Here is a 15,347-nt window from a genome sequence, read left to right as displayed (position 1 = left end):
AACTTTATCCACCGCTCTTTAAGCGACTTTATTATCATAACATTTATCGTCACTACTGTCAACAACTTTTTATTATTTCCTTTTCAAAAAAGCCGTTCGTCATCAGCGACGTATACTAGAATAACACCTTCATTTATCGAAGTCAATACATAATATCAATTAAATAATAAATTGCTTAATGACGACTAACGCAGCTATTCCCGGTATTCCTAAAATCCCGCTGATAGCTGTTGTGGCTAGATTAATCGGCACATGAATGCCAAGACTGCCGCCAAACATATTTACACAAACCAGCAGCAAAGCACCCGCTACAAATTTAACAGCTGTGATGCCAATCCACTTTAAAGGCTTTGCAGCTGAACCTGATAAAAAAAGAAGAATAACCAGTCCCAAAATAACTCCAACAATAAAAATAGGCTCCATGAATCTTCTCATCTCCTTCGCTTGTTCTAGTACAAGCTTATGAGAAGATCCAGGAGTTTAGACCACTTACTTCCACCGGCTGATTTTTAAATTTCGCTGCTTCGCTTCCCTTAAGTAAAAAAAATACTTCGCTTCAGCTACTTTCAGTTCGTATAACACTTCAGCAGACGGTTCTAAGCTTTTTTCGACCAGCTTCTTCTGCCTGTTCCACTCTTCCTTTTGCTTAAAAAGCTGCTCGATTAGTTTTTCATCAAACTCTCTTCTCAATGTTTTCTTGCGAAGAAAACCCATGGATCGCTTTTTCCTCCTTACAATTCACGTCTTCCTTCAAGTGCTTTAGAAAGAGTGACCTCATCAGCATATTCCAAATCACCGCCGACGGGCAGTCCGTGGGCAATACGGGAGAGCTTAATACCAGACGGCTTGAGGAGCCTTGATATATACATCGCCGTTGCTTCCCCTTCTATATTAGGGTTTGTCGCGAGAATCACTTCTGTCACTTGATCATCCTGTAATCGTTTTAACAATTCTGGTATTTTAATATCCTCCGGTCCGATGCCGTCCATTGGAGAAATAGCGCCGTGAAGAACGTGATACTGTCCATTGTATTCCTTCATTTTCTCCATAGCGATAACATCCTTAGGGTCTTGCACAACACAGATAACAGATTTATCCCTGCGCGTATCTTCACATATATAGCAAGGGTCCTGATCTGTAATATGCCCGCAAACTGAACAATATGTCAGATTGCGTTTCGCATTTACTAATGCTTTCGCAAAATCTAATACCACATCTTCTTTCATACCTAGAACAAAAAAAGCCAGACGAACCGCTGTTTTCGGTCCGATCCCTGGCAATTTCATAAAGCTGTCTATCAGCTTTGATATTGGTTCAGGATATTGCATGTTCTTTTATCCCCCTAGAATAAACCTGGCATGTTCATTCCTTTTGTAAATTGACCCATTGTTTCGTTTGTGATTTCGTCAACTTTTTTCAAAGCTTCATTCGTTGCAGCAAGCACTAAATCTTGAAGCATATCAATATCTTCCGGATCAACGACTTCTTCTTTGATGATAACATCCAGGATTTCTTTTTGGCCGTTTGCTTTTACTGTTACCATACCGCCGCCTGCAGTTCCTTCAACAACCTTTTCTGCAAGCTCTTCTTGAGCCTTCGCCATGTCCTTTTGCATTTTTTGCATTTGTTTCATCATTTTTTGCATATTACCCATTCCGCCACGCATAGCATTCACTCTCTTTCATTTTGTTAGTCTTTTATTTCAATTAAATCCGCTCCGACAAGCTTTTTCGCTTCGGCAATAAGCGGGTCTTCTTCAGCCGGTTCATTTGATCCTTCATTTTCCTGCTGATGATCTTCTAAAAATTCTTCTCTTATTTTACCCCATTGTGCTTCTGGAACGCCAATCAAATCCATTCTTTTTCCGAGCATCGATTCTAAAATCTGCTCAAGATTAGTTCGGACTCCGTTGTTATCCTCAGCGACCATTTTACAATGAATTTCATATTTGAATTTCAGGACAAATGCCGCGGAGGCGGCAGCCACAGGTTCACTGTCATTCAGCAAAGCGGCATGTGATACTTTGTTTTGCTGTTTGAGATGTGCAAGAAGCTTGCCCCAGCTGTTTCTAAGCAGATCAAGATCAGGTCTTGTGGCTTCTTTCAAAATTTCATGGATTCTGCCTACTGGCGCTTTGTAATTGGATTTCCCGCCCTTTGGCACACGCGGCGTTTCTTTTTTGGGGCTTTCCGCAGCCGCTTTTATGCCCGTTGTTTTAAGCCGCTCTACTTCCTGTTCAAGTTGCTGAATTTTTTTCATCAGCATGTCCACTTCCGGGAGGTCAGCAGCAGATTGATGTGAGGTTTGGCAAATCTTCACCACGGCCACTTCGAAAAAGATACGCGGATGATTTGTCCATTTCATTTCCTGATGGCTCTTGTTCAGAATATCAATCATTTCATATATGGCCTGAGCCGGAATTTGTTCACTTAGTCCCCGGAACGTTTCATCGACTTTTACTTTTTCAAGCACTCCCTCTAAGCCAGGAGCTGTTTTATACAGCAGCATATCCCTGAAATAGAAAATCATATCTTCTATCAGCTTAGCTGGATCTTTCCCTTGCTGCAGCAATTCATTTAATGTTTCCAGTGCGTCAGAAACATTTTTATCATGCAAGGATTGCGCAAGCTTCCCGATATACAATTGAGAAACAGCACCCGTAATCAAAAGCGCATCCTCGACTTTCAGGACATCACCGCTGAATGATACGGCCTGATCAAGAAGGCTCAGGGCATCCCTCATCCCTCCGTCCGCAGCACTCGCAATAATATCCAGCGATCCTTCCTCCACTTGCAGCTGTTCGGCATCAACAATTTTATTCATGCGCCCTACAATCGCTTGGGAGGTAATTCGTTTAAAGTCAAAACGCTGACATCTGGAGATAATGGTTAAAGGAATTTTGTGCGGTTCAGTTGTTGCTAGAATGAAAATACAATGTTCCGGCGGCTCTTCTAATGTTTTTAGTAATGCATTAAAGGCGCCGATAGAAAGCATATGCACCTCATCTATGATATATACCTTATACGTGACAGCCGATGGGGCAAACTTCACTTTATCGCGAATATCACGAATCTCATCAACACCGTTATTAGAAGCGGCATCAATTTCTATGACATCGGATATCGACCCGTTTGTTATCCCTTTACAGGCCGCACATTCGTTGCATGGCTCATCAACAGGAGCATGTTCACAGTTAACAGCCTTGGCAAATATTTTGGCTGCACTGGTTTTTCCGGTTCCTCTAGGCCCGGAAAACAGATAGGCGTGAGAAAACTTTTTTTGCAAAAGGGCATTTTGCAGCGTTTTTGTAATGTGTTCTTGTCCGACCACATCTTCAAAGCGCTGAGGCCTGAATACTCGATATAAAGCTTGGTAACTCACGGGTTTGCCCTCCTCCGTTATTCATCATTCCCATTATACATGAACCTTGTTTCGATTCCAAAAGCTCTTTTTACATAACAAAAGACTCACCTAATCTTAGGTGAGTCTGAAAATTTGATGATTGATTTACCGTGCACCTTCTGTCGATTCGCTACCCTAAGCGTTACTTAAGCAGTTAGCTCGGCCCAGGCAACCCTGCGGCACATGAGAGGTTTCACTTAATGCTGCTTCCTTCCGGACCTGACATGGTTCATGAATTCCCATTGCGCAGGACCCAAGCGTCAACACCACTTACTTAAGGCAGGCCTTAAAGTAAACGAACCTCGAGAAGGGATTCGGCCCTGCTAGAGCGGATTGCAGGTACAGGGCACCGCTACCTCCCCGCTTAGCACGGCAAAATAAATATCAAATTTTATGTTGCATCTATTACGATGCACACTTAAGTATATCTGTTTCCCCTAAAAATTGCAACCGTACTATTCAGACAAGTTTTTCCTGGCAGCTTTCTTCTTTTTTCTTAGTTCTCTGAAAAACGCACTGAGCATTCCGCCGCATTCTTCCTCAAGCACACCGCTCACCACTTCAGCCTGATGATTAAAGCGTTCTTCCTGAAGAAGATTCATTAACGTACCTGAACAACCTCCTTTCGGATCGAATGCGCCAAATACCACTTTTTCCACTCGTGAAAGCACAACGGCACCAGCACACATCGGACAAGGCTCGAGCGTCACATAAAGAGTCGCCCCTTCCAGCCGCCATGTTCCCAATGCCTTACACGCTTCATCAATCACGAGCATTTCTGCATGAGCGATCGATCGCTGCTCCGTCTCTCTTAAATTATGTGCACGCGCTATAATTTCATCATTAACAACAAGCACCGCGCCTATTGGCACTTCACCTTTCTCTCCAGCCTTTTTCGCTTCTTTAATTGCTTCTTTCATATAAAGTTCATCTTGTGTCATAAGAATAAGCTCTCTTTTCAAAGTTTTTTCATTGCCTAAAAAGGCTACATATTAACTATAACTGAAACGGAAAGGAGACTGTCGATTGTCCAAAGCAGACACAGCCCTTCTCATTGTAGACATGATCAATAATTTTGAATTCGATATGGGAGAAACCCTCGCTAAAAAAACAGAAAAAATCGTTCCTCATATTTTATCATTAAAGGAGCACGCGAGACAAAATGACTGGCCGATTATTTACATCAACGATCATTATGGACTATGGCAAGCTGATATTAAAAATATTCAGCAAGAATGTACAAATGAAAAAAGCAAGGATATCATCACAAAGATAGCTCCGGAAGATGCTGATTATTTTTTAATCAAACCTAAACATTCCGCTTTTTACGAAACTGCACTTCATACTCTTCTGACTGAATTGCAGGTGAGACAAATCATCATAACAGGTATAGCCGGCAATATATGTGTGCTGTTTACCGCTAATGACGCTTACATGAGGGAATACAGCATCACAATTCCTAAGGACTGCATCGCCTCAAACAGTGACGAGGATAATGAATTCGCCTTAACTATGATGGAGAATGTTCTTTTCGCAGAAATTACGACGGAAAAACAAATTACAGAAAAATAAACATGATCAGCGCTTTTCTTTCATACATTGATAGCGATATGAAAGGAGGCGTTTTTCATTCAAATTTATGTAGTAAAACAAGGCGACACTCTTTCTGCTATCGCTTCACAACACAGAACAACCGTAAGTGAGATCGCAGAAACGAATGAAATACCGAATCCCGACAGCCTTGTTGTCGGACAAACCATCGTCATTCCAATTGCCGGCCAGTTCTATGATGTGAAGCGAGGTGATACCCTGACATCCATCGCCCGGCAGTTCAATACAACAGCAGCCGAGCTCGCCAGGGTTAACCGCATCCAATTAAATACCGTGCTTCAGATTGGTTTCCGTTTATACATCCCTCCAGCTCCTAAACGGGATATCGAATCAAATGCTTATTTGGAGCCACGCGGAAATCAAGTCAGCGAAAATCTCCAGCAGGCGGCCAGAGAAGCGTCGCCCTACTTAACGTACTTGGGCGCATTCAGTTTCCAGGCACAGCGTAACGGAACATTAGTCGCACCGCCTTTAACGAATTTAAGGAGCATTACAGAAAGTCAAAATACAACATTGATGATGATTATAACGAACTTAGAAAACCAAGCATTTAGCGATGAGCTCGGACGGATCCTTTTGAACGACGAAACTGTAAAAAGAAGGCTTCTAAATGAAATAGTCGAGAACGCCAGAAGATATGGCTTCCGTGACATTCATTTCGACTTTGAATATTTGCGGCCCGAGGATAGAGAAGCCTATAATCAATTTCTGCGCGAAGCGAGGGATCTTTTCCATCGAGAAGGCTTAGGAATTTCCACGGCTCTAGCTCCTAAAACAAGTGCAACACAGCAGGGCAGATGGTATGAAGCTCATGATTACAGGGCACATGGCCAAATTGTCGACTTTGTTGTTCTCATGACATATGAATGGGGCTATAGCGGCGGGCCGGCTCAAGCAGTTTCTCCAATTGGCCCTGTCCGGGATGTCATAGAATATGCTTTGACTGAAATGCCAGCGAACAAAATCGTCATGGGCCAGAATTTATATGGATATGACTGGACGCTGCCATATAAAGCAGGGGGAACTCCGGCAAGAGCAGTAAGCCCTCAGCAAGCCATTGTCATAGCTGATCAGAACAATGCTTCCATTCAGTATGACGAAACCGCTCAAGCTCCTTTCTTCCGCTATACTGATGCACAAAACAGAAGGCACGAGGTATGGTTCGAGGATGCCCGCTCAATCCAAGCAAAATTCAATCTGATTAAAGAACTGAATTTAAGAGGCATCAGCTATTGGAAGCTGGGTCTTTCCTTCCCACAAAACTGGCTGCTGCTGTCTGATCAATTTAATGTTGTCAAATTGACGTTTCGATAAATTGGAAACGTCTTTTTTTCATGGGGGCACCCAAGGGTTGTGATACAATATGAAGGTCGGTAACTGACGCACGTTTTTCAGATATAAGGAGGATTCCGATGAATACAGCCCCTTTTATTGCAATAGAAGGTCCTATCGGGGCAGGAAAAACAACCCTCGCAACGATGCTCTCACAAGAGTTCGGATTCCCTATGATCAATGAGATTGTAGAGGATAACCCGTACCTTGATAAGTTTTATGACAATATAGAGGAATGGAGCTTCCAGCTCGAGATGTTTTTTCTTTGTCACAGATACAAACAGCTTGAAGACACCAGTGATCACTTTTTAAAAAAGGGACAGCCTGTGATAGCTGATTATCATATTTATAAAAATGTGATTTTTGCGGAACGCACCCTGTCTCAACATCAGCTGGAAAAGTACAAAAAGATCTATCACCTGCTAACGGATGATCTGCCAAAGCCGAATTTCATCATTTACATAAAGGCCAGTCTGCCTACATTGCTACACCGCATTGAAAAACGCGGGCGTCCCTTTGAGAAAAAAATTGAAACAAGCTATTTGGAGCAGTTGATTTCAGATTATGAAGTCGCCATCAAGCAGCTGCAGGAAGCAGATCCTGACCTTACAGTGTTAACCGTAGATGGCGATTCAAAGGATTTCGTTTTAAATAAGAGCGACTTTGAACGCATTGCCGCCCATGTAAAGGAGCTTATCGTATGAAGGAACATCATATTCCTAAGAATTCAATTGTTACAGTAGCAGGAACAGTAGGTGTCGGAAAATCGACTTTAACCAAAACTTTAGCTAAACGGCTTGGATTTAAAACATCTTTGGAGGAAGTTGATCATAATCCATACTTGGAAAAGTTCTATCATGATTTTGAACGTTGGAGCTTTCACCTTCAAATTTATTTCTTAGCTGAACGCTTCAAAGAACAGAAAACGATTTTTGAAGCAGGCGGAGGATTTGTACAGGATCGTTCGATTTATGAAGACACAGGAATTTTCGCAAAAATGCATGCAGATAAAGGGACAATGTCAAAGGTTGATTATAAGACTTACACAAGCCTTTTCGAAGCAATGGTAATGACACCGTATTTCCCGCACCCGGATGTGTTGATCTATTTAGAAGGAGATCTGGAGAATATTTTAAACCGGATTGAACAACGCGGCCGTGAGATGGAGCTTCAGACTAGCCGATCTTATTGGGAAGAAATGCATACACGCTACGAGAACTGGATAAGCGGTTTTAATGCCTGTCCTGTTTTAAAACTTCGCATTGAAGATTATGATCTTCTGAACGACGAAAACTCGATTGAAAATATTGTAGATCAAATTGCTTCAGTTATTCATGATAATCAAAAAAAGTGAATCTCAGTCGAGATTCACTTTTTCATTATAATAAAAAATCCGTCGCACCGAATGCAACGGACAAAACAATCTCCAATATATGCTTGTGTTTCATTAGAATTAAAATCAATATGGCGGAGGAAGAGGGATTCGAACCCCCGCGGGCTTTGACACCCCTGTCGGTTTTCAAGACCGATCCCTTCAGCCGGACTTGGGTATTCCTCCGTATCGACAAGACTTACTATATCATGTATGTTCTCATGTGGTCAAGCATTTTTAAAAACTTTTTTCGTTTTTATGAAAATGTCGTGTTTTTATAAGCAAAAAGGCGCACCTTGTTAGGCACGCCTTTAATTCATTTATGGTTTCATTACTTCTCTATTCCCCATATAAGGACGAAGCACCTTCGGAATCACAACGCTTCCGTCTTCCTGCTGATAATTTTCTAAGATAGCGGCAACTGTTCTTCCAACCGCCAGTCCTGAACCGTTCAGTGTGTGTACATGCTCAGGCTTGCCTTTCGCTTCACGTCTAAAACGAATGTTCGCACGTCTTGCCTGGAACGCTTCGAAGTTACTGCAAGAAGAGATTTCTCGGTATGTGTCTTGGCTCGGAATCCAAACTTCGATATCGTATTTTTTCGCAGCCGTAAAGCCCAAGTCACCCGTACACATGCTCATGACGCGGTATGGAAGCTCAAGCAGCTGAAGAACCCGTTCTGCTTGGTTTGTAAGCTTCTCTAATTCCTCATAGGAATCCTCAGGCTTCACAAACTTCACAAGCTCAACTTTATTAAATTGGTGCTGACGAATTAATCCGCGTGTGTCACGTCCTGCTGAACCTGCTTCAGAACGGAAGCAAGCACTGAATGCCGCGTAATTGATCGGCAGGCTGTCACCTGAAAGGATTTCATCACGATGCATGTTTGTAATCGGTACTTCTGCAGTCGGAATTAAGAAGTAATCTTCCTCCCTGATTTTAAATGCATCCTCTTCAAATTTAGGAAGCTGCCCCGTTCCCGTCATGCTCGCACGGTTTACCATATATGGCGGGATCACTTCAGTATAGTTATACTCATCCACATGCAGATCAAGCATAAAGTTATAAAGCGCGCGCTCCAAACGAGCACCTAATCCCTTATAGAACACGAAACGGCTTCCTGTTACTTTGGCAGCACGTTCGAAATCCAGAATACCCAGCTCATCCGCAATATCCCAGTGCGGCTTTGGTTCGTAAGCAAATGAAGGTTTTTCACCCCATTTACGCACTTCTATGTTGTCGTCTTCTGTTTCACCAACAGGTACAGACTCATGTGGAATATTCGGGATGGAAAGAAGAATTGTATCAAGCTCAGCTTCCACTGTTCTTAATTCTTCATCAAGTTTTTTAATTTCTTCGCCGACTTCACGCATTTCTTTAATAATGTGGTCCGCGTCTTTTTTCTCACGTTTCAGCACAGCAACCTGCTGAGACACTTCATTCCGTTTTCCTTTTAACTCTTCAACCTTGCCGATAAGCTCTCTTCGTCTGTCATCTAACGCCTCAAACTTATCAAAATCAGTTAAGTCTTCGCCTTTGTGAACAAGCTTCGCTTTAATCTCTTGAAAATTTGCTCTCAGCATTTTCGTATCAAGCATGCGAAACACTCCTTTTTATTGATTTGTCGAAAATAAAAAGAGCCCTCATCCCCATAAAGGGACGAGAGCTCTCGCGTTGCCACCCTGATTGAAAACAAATCAATGACTCGTTTTCCACTTTCACACATAACGGTTATCCCGTAAATGCCTACTTGTTTCAGCATTTCGCTCAAGGATGGATTCAGACAGCATCTTTCACCGATTCGCACCAACCATCGGCTCTCTTAGAAAGAGAGGCTCCCTACTAGTTCCTATCAACGCTTTTCGATCTTTATTTGTGCTTATAATGTACTATAAGTTTCCACAGCTTTCAACTGTTTTATACAAGTGCCTTCTGTTTGTATTCCTCAACCATTTGAACAAACAGTTGTGTCACTCGGTGATCTTCCGTCAGTTCCGGATGGAATGAGCAGCCAAGGAATTGCCCCTGTTTCGCGGCTACAATACGACCATTATGCTCCGATAGAACTTCAACATTTTCACCAGCTTCTAAAATATGCGGCGCACGGATGAATACCCCAGTAAAAGGCTCATCCAAGCCTTTAATTGTTAAATCCGCTTCAAAGCTGTCAACCTGCCGGCCAAATGAATTGCGTTCTACAACCACATTCAAAAGCCCTAAATGAGGATTATCTGAACCAGCAATTTCTTTTGCTAATATAATTAATCCGGCACATGTTCCAAACATCGGCTTACCCTGAGCAGCGAATTCACGAAGCGGGTCCATGAATTGATACGTATCGATCAAACGGCGCATCGTCGTGCTCTCACCGCCCGGCAAAATCAACCCGTCAATTTCGTTCAGCTGCTCCGGACGTTTTACGACAAGACCAGCGGCTCCGCATGCTTCAATCGCATGGATGTGCTCTCTAACTGCTCCTTGAAGTCCTAGTACACCTATTGTTAACATGTCAGCAGCACTCCTATATTCTTACCAGCCGCGTTCTTGCATACGCTGTTCTGGAAGTAAGTTTGAGATTTCAATCCCTTTCATTGCAGTACCAAGCTCTTTTGACAGCTCAGCGATCAATTTGTAATCAGTGAAGTGAGTTGTTGCTTCCACAATTGCTTTCGCAAATTTAGCAGGGTTATCTGATTTGAAAATACCAGAACCAACAAATACTCCATCAGCACCAAGCTGCATCATGAGAGCAGCATCAGCTGGAGTTGCAACACCGCCAGCGGCAAAGTTAACGACAGGAAGTTTGCCGTCTTTTTTAATTTGAAGAAGAAGCTCGTAAGGAGCACCTAAGTTTTTCGCTTCTGTCATGAGTTCATCCTCACTCATCGCAACTACTTTGCGTACTTGAGCGTTAACTTTGCGCATATGGCGAACAGCCTCAACAATATTACCCGTTCCAGGCTCACCTTTAGTACGAAGCATAGAAGCGCCTTCCGCAATACGGCGTGTTGCTTCACCAAGATCACGGCAGCCACAAACAAAAGGAACTGTGTATTCATTTTTATTTAAATGAAATTCTTCGTCAGCCGGAGTCAGAACTTCACTTTCATCAATATAGTCAACACCCATAGCTTCAAGCACACGCGCTTCAACAATATGTCCGATACGCGCTTTTGCCATTACCGGGATAGATACTGCATTCATTACTTCTTCCACGATTGTAGGGTCAGCCATACGGGCAACTCCTCCAGCCGCACGAATATCAGCCGGCACACGTTCTAGCGCCATTACAGCGACAGCTCCAGCCTCTTCAGCAATTTTCGCTTGTTCCGCATTGATGACGTCCATGATGACGCCGCCTTTTTGCATTTCTGCCATTCCGCGTTTTACACGTTCAGTACCTGTTTGAGCCATTTCTTGGTCCCCCTAATCAAGGTATAGTTATATGATTTCTAATCCTTATTGTATCCTAGAAATCCAATATTTCATATGGATATATATTATTTTATTCGGTTTTTGGCACTTTGAAAATCATTTTTTATTAAAAATTGGGTTTTTTCAGTATATTAAGCGAAAGAGCCCTAACATCCATCAGAGCTCTTTCAATTGACTAAAACCAGCCGGTTACCGTATCAACAATACTTCCCCAAATACCAGCGAAAAATCCGCCGATACTGCGCATTGTCAGAACAAACCAGTTTGCTTTTTCTACATTTTCTTTTGTCACAAGGTCTACGCCAGCCAGATCGCTGTTAAGGAATCCGTAATCCTTTTCATCACCTGTGTATTCCGCAGTCAGCTTCCCAACCTTGGTTCCTTTTTTCACAGGAGCAGTTAAGTTGTCTTTATTCAATGTGACCTTCGCTTTGTAATTCTTTTCTTCACCATTTTTGACAGGAAGAGAGAACGCCTTGTTTGTCACAATGCCTACTTCTTTCTCTTTACCCTTATCAACTGAAATTGTTTTATGGCCTTTTACTTGATCGCCTTTAGCATAAATTTCTTTCATGGAGAAATTGTCGAAAGCATAATCAAACATTTTTTTCGTTTCATCGAAACGACCTGTATGAAGGTTGCCCTTTGCGTTTAATACAACAGTGATGACACGCATACCGTTGCGTTCAGCTGTTCCTGTAAAGCATGAACCCGCAGAGTCAGTAGAACCTGTTTTCAGTCCGTCTACAGTCGCTTTTTTATACTCGCTGACAAGCCCCTTCAGCATAAAGTTCCAGTTCGGCATGTCCATTTCATCATCGGTGCCTTCTCTGAATTTCGTTTTGGCGATACTGGAAGTCTCCAGAATCTCAGGGTAGTCAGTAATTAAGTGATCCGCAAGAATCGCCATATCCTTTGCAGAAACTTCACTCTCTTCATTTACGCTTGTCCCCTCAGGCTGATGCCCGTGAAGGTCTTTATTCTCAAGGCCTGTTGCATTAACAAATTTGTAATCTGTTAAGCCTAGTTGTTTTGCTTTTGCATTCATTTTTTCAACAAACTTAGTTTCAGAACCGGCAACGATTTCTGCAATCGCAATAGCAGCAGCATTTGCAGAATAAATTGCTGTAGCTTGATATAATTCTTTTACTGTGTATTTCCCGTCTTTCCGAAGAGGAACGTTTGATAAGCTGTTATCTTGGGAAATTTCATACACATAGTCATCAGGCGTATAGGTTTGGTCCCATTTCACTTTACCTTGATCAATTGCTTCTAATAACAGATATTCTGTCATCATTTTTGTCATACTCGCAATTGGCAGTCTCTTATCTGCATTTTTACTGTACAGAATTTTACCTGAAGAAGCTTCGATCATAATAGCAGCAGATGCATTGATATCAATTGGATCGCTGACTGCTTTTGCTTTTGACATTGGAGCCAGACACGTGACAGCTAGGGTTAACACAACCAATGACATCAGTAGCTGTTTACATTTCTTGATGTTCAATCGTACGACCTCCGTATTTCATTTTCTTCATCTATAATTAAGCCGTTAAGGACATTTTCAATGCACAACAGTATAAATTTTATCATAATCAGTATAAAAAAAATAGACAGAGTCAGAGACCCTGTCAAATGTTTTTAATTTGTAACAATTTATTATGAAATTGTATAGTTAGGTGATTCTTTTGTAATCTGTACGTCATGCGGATGGCTTTCGCGAAGTCCTGCTCCAGTCATGCGAATGAACTGAGCTTCTTCTCTTAGCGCACGAAGATCTTTAGATCCACAATATCCCATACCGGAACGAAGGCCTCCAACTAGCTGATAAACAGTTTCTTCAACTGGTCCTTTGTAAGGTGTGCGTCCTTCAATTCCTTCAGGCACAAATTTTTTGTTTTCTTCTTGGAAGTAACGATCTTTACTTCCTTTTTCCATTGCAGCAACTGATCCCATGCCGCGGTATACCTTAAATCTTCTGCCTTGGTAGATTTCAGTTTCACCAGGGCTTTCCGATGTGCCTGCAAGCAAGCTTCCAAGCATAACGGCATGTCCGCCGGCTGCCAACGCTTTAGTGATATCGCCAGAGAATTTAATTCCGCCGTCAGCGATGATTGTTTTGCCGTGTTTTCTTGCTTCAGTCGCACAATCATAAATTGCTGTAATTTGCGGAACACCGACACCAGCTACAACACGTGTAGTGCAAATTGAACCGGGTCCGATTCCAACTTTGACAACGTCTGCTCCAGCCTCGATAAGCGCTCTTGTTGCTTCAGCAGTTGCCACGTTACCAGCGATAATATTTAATTCAGGATACGTTTCACGGATTTTTGTGACTGTGTTTAAAACGCCTTGAGAATGTCCGTGAGCTGTATCGATAACAATCACATCCACATTGGCTTCAACAAGCTTTTTGACGCGAGTCATTGTATCACCAGTTACGCCAACTGCCGCACCAACGATCAGACGGCCGTGAATGTCTTTAGATGAGTTCGGGAACTCAATGACTTTTTCAATATCTTTAATGGTGATAAGACCTTTTAATTTGTTCTGGTCATCTACGAGAGGAAGCTTTTCAATTTTATGTTTCTGCAAAATCTTTTCAGCTTCATCCAGAGTAGTTCCTACAGATGCAGTAACAAGCTCTTCTTTTGTCATGACATCACTGATTTTCATTGAGTAGTCAGAAATAAAGCGAAGGTCACGGTTTGTAATAATTCCAACAAGCTTCTGGTCTTCTTCGTTATTTACAATCGGAACACCGGAAATTCTGTATTTCCCCATCAAATGCTCCGCATCAAATACTTGGTGATCAGGAGTTAAAAAGAAGGGATTTGTGATAACGCCGCGCTCAGAACGCTTTACTTTATCAACTTGTTCAGCCTGCTGTTCAATGGACATATTTTTGTGAATGATGCCCAAGCCGCCCTGTCTTGCCATTGCAATTGCCATTGCTGATTCTGTTACAGTGTCCATACCTGCGCTGATGACAGGAATATTTAGCTTTAACGTTTTTGTAAGTTCTACAGATAAATCCACATCACGCGGAAGTACCTCAGATTTTGCTGGCACAAGCAGCACATCGTCGAACGTTAAGCCTTCTTTTGAAAATTTACTTTCCCACATTAGTAAATCCCCCTCTTTTCGGCAAAATATTATATGTAGATTATCAACTAGCCAAGAGCATGTCAAGGAAGCGAGAAAGAGTTGAAATATTTAGATAACGGAAAGGATTAAGAAATACACATGACATATCATGAGTGGAAAGACTTAGCGCTATTTTACTCCGTTGAATCAACCCAGAAATTTCTAGAAAAGGTTTATGTCTCAAACGGTATTGATGATGCGAAAAAAAACTCTTTTAAAAACAGTGAACGGTTTATTTATTTCTTGAAGCATGCCGAATCGTTTTATAAACAAGCCGCATATTCCCCATTAGAAATCAAACCGATCCTTTTATTTTATGGAATGGCACAACTTATCAAAGCATGTCTAATAACACGTGATCCCCATTATCCAAGCCATACATCAGTACTGGCACATGGCGTAACAACAAGAAAGCGAAAGAAACAAAATTATTGTTTTAGCGACGATGAAGTGAAAATACAACGGAACGGGCTATGCGTACATTTTATGAAACATTTATTCGGACAATCAGATGTAGTAGATGAACGGTATACCATGAAAAAATTGTTAATGGGGATTCCAGAACTAAGTGATATTTTCTACTTTCAGCAGAAAGAACATTTTATGACAAAAGTTGAGAAGGATAAGAACAAAATTTTTGTACCAGAGGAAGTAGCCATCGATTATAAAATGTCTGATTCAAGGTTTGCTGAATATATGTCCCATCATTTTCAATGGTCTTTCGAAAAGAAAAATGAACACGGCCTGCTGTTTGAAATTTCACCGCAAGACAAGGAGCCATGGATGTCGACCAGCTTATTGTTTGACATGGAAAAGAACCAATATTATATCCCTTCTCAAAGGGAGCAATTTCTGAGACTTCCCGAAATGACAATTCATTATTTAATTTTGTACAACGTTGGGATGATTGCAAGGTATGAAACAGAATGGTGGTATGAGTTATTGACACAGCATATAAGTGACGACTACGTGTTAATCCAGCAGTTTTTATTAGTAACAGAAAAGAAATTCCCTAAATACGCTTCACAGTTTCTTCTTCATTTTTAAC

16 protein-coding genes, 1 tRNA gene, 1 other RNA gene and 1 other annotated feature are annotated in these 15,347 nt (G+C 41.8%); of the genes, 5 read left to right on the top strand and 13 right to left on the bottom strand.

The features are described from left to right. Positions 1–159: 159 nt before the first annotated feature. From bofA to tadA, 7 genes are all read right to left on the bottom strand, one after another. A complete protein-coding gene (gene bofA / locus BFW96_RS20830) occupies positions 160–423 on the bottom strand; it encodes a sigma-K factor-processing regulator BofA (RefSeq protein WP_040081093.1) in 264 nt (87 codons plus the stop codon). A gap of 66 nt (positions 424–489) precedes the next feature. Then, positions 490–714 (bottom strand): YaaL family protein, encoded by a 225-nt coding sequence (locus BFW96_RS20825; RefSeq protein ID WP_014112283.1) that lies wholly within the window; start codon positions 712–714, stop codon positions 490–492. Positions 715–731: 17 nt separating this feature from the next. Beyond that, positions 732–1,328, bottom strand: coding sequence for a recombination protein RecR (recR, locus tag BFW96_RS20820; RefSeq protein ID WP_003225425.1), 597 nt, complete (start codon positions 1,326–1,328; stop codon positions 732–734). Between the two features lie 14 nt (positions 1,329–1,342). Then, a complete protein-coding gene (locus BFW96_RS20815; protein ID WP_003225427.1) occupies positions 1,343–1,666 on the bottom strand; it encodes a YbaB/EbfC family nucleoid-associated protein in 324 nt (107 codons plus the stop codon). A 23-nt stretch (positions 1,667–1,689) separates the two neighbouring features. Next, the gene (dnaX, locus tag BFW96_RS20810; RefSeq protein WP_069150723.1) at positions 1,690–3,381 is read right to left on the bottom strand and encodes a DNA polymerase III subunit gamma/tau; all 1,692 of its coding nucleotides are present in this window, start codon (positions 3,379–3,381) and stop codon (positions 1,690–1,692) included. Positions 3,382–3,510: 129 nt separating this feature from the next. Continuing rightward, positions 3,511–3,775, bottom strand: an RNA gene (gene ffs, locus BFW96_RS20805) — signal recognition particle sRNA large type. A gap of 82 nt (positions 3,776–3,857) precedes the next feature. Further along, the gene (gene tadA / locus BFW96_RS20800) at positions 3,858–4,343 is read right to left on the bottom strand and encodes a tRNA adenosine(34) deaminase TadA (RefSeq protein WP_014662466.1); all 486 of its coding nucleotides are present in this window, start codon (positions 4,341–4,343) and stop codon (positions 3,858–3,860) included. 85 nt (positions 4,344–4,428) lie between these two features. On the opposite strand from tadA, the gene BFW96_RS20795 reads away from it, so the two are divergent. The 4 genes from BFW96_RS20795 to dck all read left to right on the top strand — a co-directional run bounded on the left by BFW96_RS20795 (position 4,429) and on the right by dck (position 7,699). Beyond that, complete coding sequence (locus BFW96_RS20795; protein WP_040081099.1) at positions 4,429–4,974, top strand: cysteine hydrolase family protein; 546 nt, start codon at positions 4,429–4,431, stop codon at positions 4,972–4,974. A 63-nt stretch (positions 4,975–5,037) separates the two neighbouring features. Beyond that, positions 5,038–6,327 carry a glycoside hydrolase family 18 protein gene (locus BFW96_RS20790; protein WP_083252932.1) on the top strand — a complete coding sequence of 430 codons (1,290 nt, stop codon included), beginning with the start codon at positions 5,038–5,040 and terminating at the stop codon, positions 6,325–6,327. 98 nt (positions 6,328–6,425) lie between these two features. Next, a complete protein-coding gene (gene dgk, locus BFW96_RS20785) occupies positions 6,426–7,049 on the top strand; it encodes a deoxyguanosine kinase (RefSeq protein WP_040081101.1) in 624 nt (207 codons plus the stop codon). Continuing rightward, positions 7,046–7,699: a deoxyadenosine/deoxycytidine kinase gene (gene dck / locus BFW96_RS20780; protein WP_069840453.1), complete on the top strand. Its 654-nt coding sequence runs from the start codon at positions 7,046–7,048 to the stop codon at positions 7,697–7,699. Before dgk ends, dck begins: the two co-directional genes overlap by 4 nt. A gap of 111 nt (positions 7,700–7,810) precedes the next feature. On the opposite strand, the gene BFW96_RS20775 is transcribed toward dck, so the two are convergent. The 6 genes from BFW96_RS20775 to guaB all read right to left on the bottom strand — a co-directional run bounded on the left by BFW96_RS20775 (position 7,811) and on the right by guaB (position 14,278). Beyond that, positions 7,811–7,903: transfer RNA gene (locus BFW96_RS20775), tRNA-Ser, on the bottom strand. A 134-nt stretch (positions 7,904–8,037) separates the two neighbouring features. Then, complete coding sequence (serS, locus tag BFW96_RS20770; protein WP_014662462.1) at positions 8,038–9,315, bottom strand: serine--tRNA ligase; 1,278 nt, start codon at positions 9,313–9,315, stop codon at positions 8,038–8,040. 54 nt (positions 9,316–9,369) lie between these two features. Next, positions 9,370–9,582 (bottom strand) — a binding site (T-box leader). Between the two features lie 52 nt (positions 9,583–9,634). After that, entirely contained in the window at positions 9,635–10,225 is a 591-nt protein-coding gene (pdxT, locus tag BFW96_RS20765) for a pyridoxal 5'-phosphate synthase glutaminase subunit PdxT (protein ID WP_069840452.1), read from the bottom strand. Positions 10,226–10,246: 21 nt separating this feature from the next. After that, positions 10,247–11,131 (bottom strand): pyridoxal 5'-phosphate synthase lyase subunit PdxS, encoded by an 885-nt coding sequence (gene pdxS / locus BFW96_RS20760; protein ID WP_003247145.1) that lies wholly within the window; start codon positions 11,129–11,131, stop codon positions 10,247–10,249. Between the two features lie 196 nt (positions 11,132–11,327). Beyond that, positions 11,328–12,659, bottom strand: coding sequence for a D-alanyl-D-alanine carboxypeptidase (gene dacA / locus BFW96_RS20755; RefSeq protein ID WP_069840451.1), 1,332 nt, complete (start codon positions 12,657–12,659; stop codon positions 11,328–11,330). Positions 12,660–12,811: 152 nt separating this feature from the next. Then, a complete protein-coding gene (guaB, locus tag BFW96_RS20750; protein WP_003226803.1) occupies positions 12,812–14,278 on the bottom strand; it encodes an IMP dehydrogenase in 1,467 nt (488 codons plus the stop codon). A 120-nt stretch (positions 14,279–14,398) separates the two neighbouring features. Between guaB and BFW96_RS20745 the strand changes: the two genes are divergently transcribed. Then, complete coding sequence (locus BFW96_RS20745; protein WP_069840450.1) at positions 14,399–15,346, top strand: YaaC family protein; 948 nt, start codon at positions 14,399–14,401, stop codon at positions 15,344–15,346. Position 15,347 lies beyond the last annotated feature (1 nt).

The organism is Bacillus sp. F56, assembly GCF_001748205.1.
In the GTDB taxonomy this organism is placed as follows: Bacteria; Bacillota; Bacilli; order Bacillales; family Bacillaceae; genus Bacillus; species Bacillus stercoris.
The sequence above is the reverse complement of the archived record's forward strand: the minus strand, read 5'-3'. Positions and strand labels throughout refer to the sequence as shown.